Raw genomic sequence first — 8,444 nt, 5'->3', positions numbered from 1 at the left:
GCCACCGCCTCGACCGCCCGCAGACGGTGCAGCGCCTTCTTCGTCATCTCGATGGTCTCCTCCGGCATCACGCCCCCTCGGTTGCCCAAAGGGGACATCTCTACATTGCACGGAGGGGACATTACTACTTTGGGTTAACAGATCGACCCGTGCCCCTTTCGCTGGGTGGGTCGATCCCTGTAAACTTTCGGTCTTGGCCAGCGCCCGCGCGGTGCTGGACATTTTCGCCGGTGTAGCTCAGTTGGTAGAGCGGCTGATTTGTAATCAGCGGGTCGGGGGTTCGACTCCTCTCGCCGGCTCCAATAAAAACAAGGGGATGGCTGCAAGAGCGTCCCCTTTTTGTTTACGAAATCGCCCACGGGGTAACGCTGGGGGTAACAAACGACACCCGTTAGGCACTGTTAGGGGGTGTTGTGCCGTGCGACAGGCGGTCGTGCTTTTCGACTCCCGGACCCCGACCGCGGTGCTTTCCCGTTGCTGCAACGATAATCAGCCGTGACGTGGTGGAACGGGTAGCCCCTCAATCTGAGGATGTACCGCGCGTGTATCGCACAGGGGTCACATCCGTTGTGACCCATCGGCGCCGGGGCGATCATGGGGTGGTGATCCTGCACCCCATCGCCAGCGACAGCCAGCCGTACACACCCGCCGGTGTCCAGTCGCCATACACACTTGACGATAGGGCACGCGCTTTGCATTAAGCACGGGCCGTGCCACAGGCAAAACCTATCAATCCGGGGTTAGCGTGTACGGGTCGGCGGGTGTGTATGGGGGTGGTAGGCGCGTAAGCCGATGATTTGACAGCCACCAGATTTGGATAGGGTGCCGGGGGGCGAGATAGCCGGGTTTCCGGCTTTCGGTCGGGCTCCAGGTGGCCGGCGATCCGGGCGACCTCGATCCCGACCGCTGCGCCAGTTCGAGCGGCGGCGGCTACCTTGTCGCGCGACTGCCCATTTTCTCGTTCAGTTAATTTAACTGAACGTGGCTTTTTCGCAACATTCCTGAGCCCTGAAAGCTGTCGCTCCTTTGCTGCTGCCTTCTCAAATCCGCCGATCATCTCCATCATCTTCTTGGCCTCCAGAAGCGTGAACGGCTCCCGGCAAGTGTTCTCGTCGCGCTCCATCCGCAGGGCCTCAAGGGCATCCGACGCGGCATCCAGGTGCAGCCCAACAAAAAGCCCGCACGGGGCGGGCTCAATGGCTGGGAGCGGTAGGGGGTCAGGCGGTGGGCGGGTCCTGAACCTGACAGGGGCGCGTCGTCAAGAGCCTGCCAGCGGCTCACCAGGGCGCCCGCCGATGGTTGCCATGGTTCCTCAAGACCCGATCCAAGGTTGCCGGGTAAGCCTGCAATAATACCGCCAACAGCAACCTTGGCGCGTCGATTCTCTTTAGATTCATGCGGTTGCAAGCTTGGCCCCAAGCTTGGCGGGAACCTTGGCCCAAGCTTGGCGGGAACCTTGACGATCAGTCTAAATCCTGCTCGCGCGGCTCGATGGTGATCCCCAGCCGTTCGCGCCGGCCGACCAACATCTTTGACCGCTCGGCAGCGCGGACCAGGGCGGCTTGGTGTAGGGCCTCCAGTTCGGCCGCTGGCGGGAAGACGTGCAGGTTGGTTTCCTGTTGGACTTCCACCTTGTCGCGCCAGTCCTTGGGCCGGCGGTTCTTCAACCAGAAGATACCGGCCGCGACGCTCGGCGCGGCCTTGCTCACCGTCCGCGTGGTGGTCGTGCCGTCCGGGTCCTCTCGCACTTCGCGGACCTCCGCTACCAGGTGTTCACCGACGGCCGATCGGTAGAGGCTTTGGGCAACCCGCGCATCGGCAACCGTCTTGCCGTCCGTTAGGGCCTGCAAGAAATCGGGGTGCGCCCTCTTCCACCCGTGAAAGGTTCGCTCAGCGACCTGGAAGAACTCGGCTTGCTCGGCATCGGTCAACCCCAGCTTGGCCAGCCGCCCGGCCTGCTCTGCATACTCGTCGCGGTACGCGGTAGGTTGCCCTCGGGGGCGCTTGGGTCGGTCACTGGCGCCCATGGCGAAACCTCGGTAGTGCGTTGGCTGCCTGCTCCAAGGCAGTTACAGCGAACCGCCTGGCAGCCGGCGGGGCATCGGCGCTCAAGGTCAGGTGGCCCCCTTGGTGAAGCTCTGCCAGGACCAGCAGCGCGGACAAGGCCGGCTTGCCCTCGATCCGGTAGAGCCCTGCCCCCTCTGGGTGTTCGGTCATCGTCTCGCCCTCCGGTTACAGGTTCGTCGCCATGCCTGCCCAATCCTTCCGGTCAAGCGCCCCACAGGGATGATGCGGTATCGCCGTCGGGGCCGTGCGAAACGTCGATAGTCAGCCTGCCCGGATCGCTCATTTCGGGGCCGGAACCGGGTTGGTGGTGTCGATGCGCAGCGGCTCATTCACCGCGAAGTCGGCAGGCAACAGGGATTCGTCGCGGGTCCGAAGGAACTGCTCCATCGTCTCCTGTTCGCCCGCCAGGGCGGCGCGTTCGGCTTGAAGCGCGTCAATTTCGGTCGTGTCGGTCGCCAGCCGCTCAAGGTCGGCGCCCTTGATGCCGGCGTCCACCAAGTTCTTGCGCTTGGCCTCGCTGCGCTGTTCGGCCGTTCTCACTTGAGCGTCGATCATCTCGATCCGCTTGACGCCAGCGAATACCCGGCGGCTCGCCTCGCTCACCAGCGGCGCCAGTCGGTCACTGTCGGCCTTCAGGTTCGCTGCGGTCGCGACCTGGAACCGCGCAAGGTCCATCGTCGCGGAGTTGATCGCGTCGGCCATCTGGCGCAGCGCATCGGGCAGCGACACACCCGGTGCGTGATGCGCGGCCAGTGCGGCGATGGTCCCATGGTTCAGCCGCCGCGCGAACCTCTCAATGTCGCGGGCGCAGCGATCCGCCAGACGGATAGCGGTGCGATCCGTGAATAACGCGCGGTGAAGGTCGGGGTTACAGGGCAGGTCTGGGGGGAAAAGGCTCACGGGGTGCTCACAGGGGCATTGGATAGAGCCCCCATCGTATGTGCGGTTCTCGGCGGTTCTCGGCGGGTTTTCCGCGTCCCTGCGGGGTACGGCTCAAGCCGTCGCTTGCCGCCGCATCGCGCCCTTGATCCGCTCCAGGCGCGCCTGGCCATGCTGTGCCGCCGCACTGATCCGGGTTGTCGACGCGACCAAGGGGGCGCCGGCCCGCAGGTCCAGGAAATCGTCATTAAGCTCCGCAAAACGATCAAGCGCGGCCTCTGCATCATTCGCGGCCTTCATCATTTCGCCCGTAATGACTGTCAGGGCTTCAAGCTTGTCATTCAATAGCCGCAAATGCGCAATATCCATTTCGCGCGCCTTCTCCCAGACATCGAACAGCCAGCGTGAAACCTCGCGCTCTTGGGTCATGCGTGCGCCCGTCTCCCAGTCCTCAGTCTCACCGAATAGCCAATCTATGGAAACCTCATAAAGAGTTGCCGCGCGACGAATCAGCCACAGGGGAATATTGCGGTTATCGGTGCCGTTCTCGAATTTGGCGAGCATTCCCGAATTGGCGAGATTCAATTGCTCTGCGGCGCGTAGCTGGCTCATGTTGCACAGGCGTAGCCTAGCATCGCGCAATCGGGCGCCGATGGTCTTGATCGCCTCAATCTCTCGGTGATCGCGGACTTTCGGCGGCTGAACTGTAACGGTTGCGGTGGTGGTGTCGGTCATTATCTCTCAGCCCTCGAATGGGGGCCGCGTCCGTGCGGCGGGGGTGGTCTATGCCGCTCGGCTCTTGATCCATGCGATCCTGCGACGCTGTTGCTCGCCACGAATCCATCGGGCCTGCTCCGGGGTAGGCTGCACGGGCGTTAAGTCTTTCCATGCCCATGCTGGCTTTTCGCCTTTGAACTTGGCCATGAACAGGTGATAGGCGATCCCGTCTTTCGGATTGCTGCTATTGCGCACCGTCCAGAGCATCGCCAAATACCAATTGAGCTTATCGGCGCGTTCGTCTGCGTCACGATTGCCGAACGCCACAAGCTCACCGTCAACCGTCTGCACCGTTGACGCACGGCGGGGGCGGTCTATGCCGCAGCTTGGACAGGTGAATTGCCCCGGCTCCATGACTCCCCCACATTCGGAACAGGCTATGAACTTCGGTTTCTCCTTGGCCTTTCGAGTGCCCCGTTCATCGCCTTTTCCGTCGTCAAGGTCGGGAACCTCGAAATGAATAGGCAATCCGTGCTTTAGGGTATTGGCTGCATGGTCCAAGATGATGCAATCATTCTTGCCCGGTGCCGTGCGAATGCCGCGCCCCATTTGCTGCATGTGCAGTGATTCGCTCAATGTGGGACGGGCGAGAATGAGACAAGCGGCGTCCGGTACATCAAAGCCAATACCCAACACATTGACGCTAGAGAGAATCTTGATTGAACCGTCGCGGAAACCTGCAATCATCCGCTTGCGTTCGTCGCGCTTTGTATAGGCGTCGATATGCGCGACCGCTACCCCGTCGGCCTCAAACTCTGCGGCTATCGCTTTCGAGTGCGCAATGTTGACCGCAAAGCATAGGGTCGGGCGATTCTCCCCGTTCTTCTTCCATGTGGCGACGATATCGCCCACCAACTCTTTACGGTTCATCGCGTCGCCTAGCGCAGACTCCGTATAGTCATAGCCGTGTGTTGTGGTGCCTGCCGACACATCGGCCAGGATCGCGCTAATGTGATCGGCGCCGGGTGCGAATGCGTTAACCGGAACCAAGAAGCCCCGTTCTGTCAATTCCCGCACCGATGGGCCGCGCACCAGGTTGGTGAAGTATTTACCCAGCCCCTTACGCAACGGGGTAGCAGACAAGCCAATGAATGGGAGCGCGTTCCATGACTCCATTAGCTTGATGTGGGCTCCGTGCAAAATGTGGCACTCGTCAATGATGATTAGCTGCACCCAATCCGGTGCGCTGCGCTTCGCAATCGTCTGAATGGATGCGACGATAATGTCATCCTCGGGCGAGTAGCTGGTGAACTCGCCTTGTAGGATGCCGACTCGCAACCCCATTGCGTGAAATGTCCGGGCCGCTTGGCTCACCAGTTCAATGCGGTCAACGATGAACAAGACGCGCTTGCTCTTTGCCACTGCGCCGACTGCGATATGGGACGCAACCACGGTCTTACCGCCTCCCGTGGCCAATCCCAGGACTTGCCGCTTGTGACCTTGGCGGATGCCCTCGCGCAGTTCGTCAATGCAGGTCGCTTGGTGCGGATAAAGCTCAAGCATGGGCCGCCTCCCGGATGAACTCGCCAGAGCAATAGGCGTCGGCATCGCCCCAGAGTGCCATCACGTCGCGGATGGTCCGGCCGGTGCAGTGACTATGCGAGCAATGAAATCCGGGCCAACCTCCATCGGACTCGTAAATGATCGAATCGCTACCCGTGCGCGGGCTGGCGGATGTGTGCTCGCTGGACCACGGGCACTTGACCCCGTGCTTGATGCCGCTGAGGGCGCCGACGTGTGTGCCGTGGGCCGCGAACCACGCCACCACGTCAAGAGTCGAGAAATCCCCCCGGCCTGATACCGCGGGCGCGCCTACGGGGCTCCTATCGCGTGTGGTGGGCATTGCCGCCGCGGACTGGCGCGCGAAGTGATCGGCCAGCGCAGCAACCTGACGCGGATGGACCTGCTGCCAGTCCTGCGGGATGTTGATCCAGGATTTTCGATGGGGCCGTTCGGGGGTATTCGGCCCCTTGCGCTTGACGCTGCCATAGAGGGCGCACAGCCGGGCCGGATTTCTCACCGAGCGGTCGAACTGCACTACGTCGTCGCTGAACTCCAGGTGCAACCCCTGGCAGATCGCGGCCAACTGCGCCTTGACCTCGGGAGTGTTCGGGAGGGCGGTCCTGAATTGCAGGTGGTACCCGTTGCCGGACATCCCGATAGCCGGAGCGGGCCAGCCGACGGCCGCCAGGCGCCGGGCCAGACCGCGGGCGCGGGCCTCGGCTTCGGCGAGCTCGGCGGCCGTGCTGCTGGTGTCGGTCGGTCGCTTGGGGTCGAAGTCGAAGAACAGCCGGCAGTAGCGCGTGACCGCTGCGTCGGGGGTGCGGCAGACTTTGTTCAAGACTACCCGCCGTTCTGCCTCCAAGTGAGCCTTGATCGCGTTCAGGTCGATCCGGTTGATCGTGGTGAACAGGTTCCCGCTCCCGGCCATGGTCCGGGCGTCGTGTAGGAGGTTATCCGCGGAGTCGTACCAGCCGATATCGAGCTTGCCGTGGTCCATCTGGCATAACTCGATCAGACCCGCATCGCGGATCAGCCACGAGAGGTATTCGAGCGTCGTGCTCATAGGCACCCCCCACGGCGAGTGCCGGCCGATGGTAATACCTGCCCGTCGGCGGCCTCTGGCCCCAAAAACCGAGCAATGATCGCATCTGCCCCGGATTCGTCGTTTCGTGTGCGGCTGGCGGCTTTTGGGGGGGATGGGGAGGGCATAGGGACGGGTAGAGGATTAGGGCCACCATGGCATGGGGCATGGGATGCCCCTTCGGATGGGGCATGGGATGCCCCTTCGGACAACCCATAGTGCCGACGAAAGACCTCGATCAGCGGGCTATCCGGTAGCGCGTCCAGGTGCCCCAAGATCGTGCGCATCCGCTTGTCGCCAGCCTTCCAGTCTGCTGAGATTTGATGCCGTAGCATCGTCACAACCCAGACGACACAGGCGCCGGAGTCGAAGCGCGCGAAGCCCTCAGACTCGAGGATTGCGATATCCGCAAGGAACTGGTCAGCCGTCACGCACAGTTCGTGCGCGGCGGTGCCGGGGGGGAGGTAGTAAATCCCACTCATGTGCGAGTGCGGGCACGCCACGAGATAGAGCGCGGTGAAGGCGACGCGGTGCCCGTGCTCGGCCACAAGCTTTCGGCCGGTGCCGGCCATGAAAAAGCGCGACTTGACCAGGGCGGAATTACGCATGGTCGCCCCCCTGCTCGACCGTCGGCCGATACCGCTCTAGGGCCTGCTCCAGATGCTCTATCAGCTTCGCGCGGTCGCCTGGTAGCAGGGCCACCGAAACCCGCTCCAGAGCGACCAAGGCCACCTGGACGGCGTGCGCCGCGTGCATCGCATCCTTGGCGGTCGGCGCCTTGGACTTCGGCGCAGCGGCCGGCGCCGGGGCCTTGGCGTGCTCGTCGGCGGCCTTGGCGCGCTTCACGCTGGCGGGGCTCACGTTCATCATCTTGGCGGCGGCCTTGATGCTGACTGCTGGCGCCGGGGTGGCTGGCCCATCGGGTACGCGCTCACGGGCCGCAGGCGCCGGGATCAAAGGATCATTTGAGCCCTTGACCGCCGCTGACTTCCGGTCCCCGCCGTGGGTCATCGTCACCAGTCGCGCAGCAATCGCTGCACGCTGAGCCGTCGTCAGGTGGCGCCGATGCAGGTTTTCGGAGAGTACGAAAGCGAGCGGGTCAGTGCCGGACCACGGCTGATAGTTGGCGACGATACCCAACTCGGCGCAGGCGCGGGCGCGGTGCCGTCCGTCCAATATCTTGTCTTCGTAGGTCAGGATCGGGTGCCGCAATCCGTGCTGCTCGATATCCTTTTTCAGTCCGGCGAAGTCATCCGCGGACATTTCCGGGATCAGCAGGCAGAGGGGATGCGCATCAAGCTGCGCGTCTTGCTCGGGGGTGTCGTTGAAGACGCTCATTTCGACCCCTCCACCAGACCGCGCCAGTGATACCGCGCGACGCGATGCCGCCGGCCCGTGGTGTCAGTCTGGTGCGTCCATACCGTGTCGATGCGGTACCCGGAATCCCGAAGCTCTTGGACTCTAGCCGCGGGGTGCATGATGCCCAACTCGTTGCGCCCCTCTAGGGTCGATAGCGACCTGTGCGCGCGAAAGTGCGCCTCGATCTTGGCGCGTTGAATGGGCGCCGGCTCGGTGGTTGGGGTAGAATTGGGGCGCGGGTTCAAGGCGCCGGTCATCTCTGCGGGGGTGGCTGGCGTTTTCATCTAAGCCGCCTCCGCAACCGTCCCCGCGGCTTGCAGGGCCGCAAGAAAAGCCGACTTCCGCCAATAATTCCGGGTCCTGATTTTCAGCGGCGCCGGGATGATTCCCGCGCGCTGCCACCGCCAGATAGTCATCGCCGACACGTCACCGGCCAGGGCTCGGGCGGTGTTGGCCGTGATCAGCGGATCATCATCAGCGGGCGGGGCCACCGCGGCAGGCGCGGGGCGGATCGGTCGGGGGTGGGTCATCGTCTGTCACCGTCTAACTAAGGTGAACAGACGATAACGGGGGGGGTACGGGCGGTCAGTCTATCTGTACCGCCGCCGGGTCATCTGTACCGCGTCAGGACTCGTTTAGAGGCTGTCTAAGAACCATTTTGAGATAGAGGCTTACTTAACGGCTAATAAATACGGCGTTTGATTATTGCAGATCTGCCGAAGAAGCAAGCGTCCGGATGCAATATAAACCTGTGTTTCGCTTGAAGTCGGTTTGCGCT

Annotated in this window: 11 protein-coding genes and 1 tRNA gene; 1 reads left to right on the top strand and 11 read right to left on the bottom strand. The window is 62.8% G+C overall.

Annotated features, from left to right (window positions below; genetic code table 11):
- The first annotated feature begins 226 nt into the window (after window positions 1–226).
- Window positions 227–302, top strand: a tRNA-Thr gene (locus QZX93_RS06865).
- 395 nt (window positions 303–697) lie between these two features.
- Here QZX93_RS06865 and QZX93_RS06860 read toward each other — a convergent pair.
- The 11 genes from QZX93_RS06860 to QZX93_RS06815 form a co-directional block, all read right to left on the bottom strand.
- A complete protein-coding gene (locus QZX93_RS06860; protein WP_295392926.1) occupies window positions 698–1,123 on the bottom strand; it encodes a hypothetical protein in 426 nt (141 codons plus the stop codon).
- A 340-nt stretch (window positions 1,124–1,463) separates the two neighbouring features.
- Window positions 1,464–2,027, bottom strand: a complete 564-nt coding sequence (locus QZX93_RS06855; protein ID WP_295392925.1) for a hypothetical protein — start codon at window positions 2,025–2,027, stop codon at window positions 1,464–1,466.
- A complete protein-coding gene (locus QZX93_RS06850; protein ID WP_295392924.1) occupies window positions 2,014–2,217 on the bottom strand; it encodes a hypothetical protein in 204 nt (67 codons plus the stop codon). Before QZX93_RS06850 ends, QZX93_RS06855 begins: the two co-directional genes overlap by 14 nt.
- 129 nt (window positions 2,218–2,346) lie before the next feature.
- Window positions 2,347–2,796 carry a hypothetical protein gene (locus tag QZX93_RS06845; RefSeq protein WP_295392923.1) on the bottom strand — a complete coding sequence of 150 codons (450 nt, stop codon included), beginning with the start codon at window positions 2,794–2,796 and terminating at the stop codon, window positions 2,347–2,349.
- A gap of 264 nt (window positions 2,797–3,060) precedes the next feature.
- Window positions 3,061–3,681 carry a hypothetical protein gene (locus tag QZX93_RS06840; RefSeq protein ID WP_295392922.1) on the bottom strand — a complete coding sequence of 207 codons (621 nt, stop codon included), beginning with the start codon at window positions 3,679–3,681 and terminating at the stop codon, window positions 3,061–3,063.
- Window positions 3,682–3,729: 48 nt separating this feature from the next.
- On the bottom strand, window positions 3,730–5,226 hold the full coding sequence (locus QZX93_RS06835) for a DEAD/DEAH box helicase (protein WP_295392921.1): 1,497 nt from the start codon (window positions 5,224–5,226) through the stop codon (window positions 3,730–3,732).
- On the bottom strand, window positions 5,219–6,289 hold the full coding sequence (locus QZX93_RS06830) for a hypothetical protein (protein ID WP_295392920.1): 1,071 nt from the start codon (window positions 6,287–6,289) through the stop codon (window positions 5,219–5,221). Before QZX93_RS06830 ends, QZX93_RS06835 begins: the two co-directional genes overlap by 8 nt.
- Window positions 6,286–6,915 carry a hypothetical protein gene (locus tag QZX93_RS06825; RefSeq protein ID WP_295392919.1) on the bottom strand — a complete coding sequence of 210 codons (630 nt, stop codon included), beginning with the start codon at window positions 6,913–6,915 and terminating at the stop codon, window positions 6,286–6,288. Before QZX93_RS06825 ends, QZX93_RS06830 begins: the two co-directional genes overlap by 4 nt.
- The gene (locus QZX93_RS06820; protein WP_295392918.1) at window positions 6,908–7,645 is read right to left on the bottom strand and encodes a ParB/RepB/Spo0J family partition protein; all 738 of its coding nucleotides are present in this window, start codon (window positions 7,643–7,645) and stop codon (window positions 6,908–6,910) included. Before QZX93_RS06820 ends, QZX93_RS06825 begins: the two co-directional genes overlap by 8 nt.
- Window positions 7,642–7,923: a helix-turn-helix domain-containing protein gene (locus tag QZX93_RS27295; RefSeq protein ID WP_366759873.1), complete on the bottom strand. Its 282-nt coding sequence runs from the start codon at window positions 7,921–7,923 to the stop codon at window positions 7,642–7,644. Before QZX93_RS27295 ends, QZX93_RS06820 begins: the two co-directional genes overlap by 4 nt.
- Window positions 7,924–7,950: 27 nt before the next feature.
- The gene (locus tag QZX93_RS06815) at window positions 7,951–8,196 is read right to left on the bottom strand and encodes a hypothetical protein (protein WP_295392917.1); all 246 of its coding nucleotides are present in this window, start codon (window positions 8,194–8,196) and stop codon (window positions 7,951–7,953) included.
- Window positions 8,197–8,444: the final 248 nt, after the last annotated feature.

Source organism: uncultured Thiodictyon sp. (assembly GCF_903946935.1).
GTDB lineage: Bacteria > Pseudomonadota > Gammaproteobacteria > Chromatiales > Chromatiaceae > Thiodictyon.
This window is presented reverse-complemented; position numbering and strand designations above follow the sequence as displayed.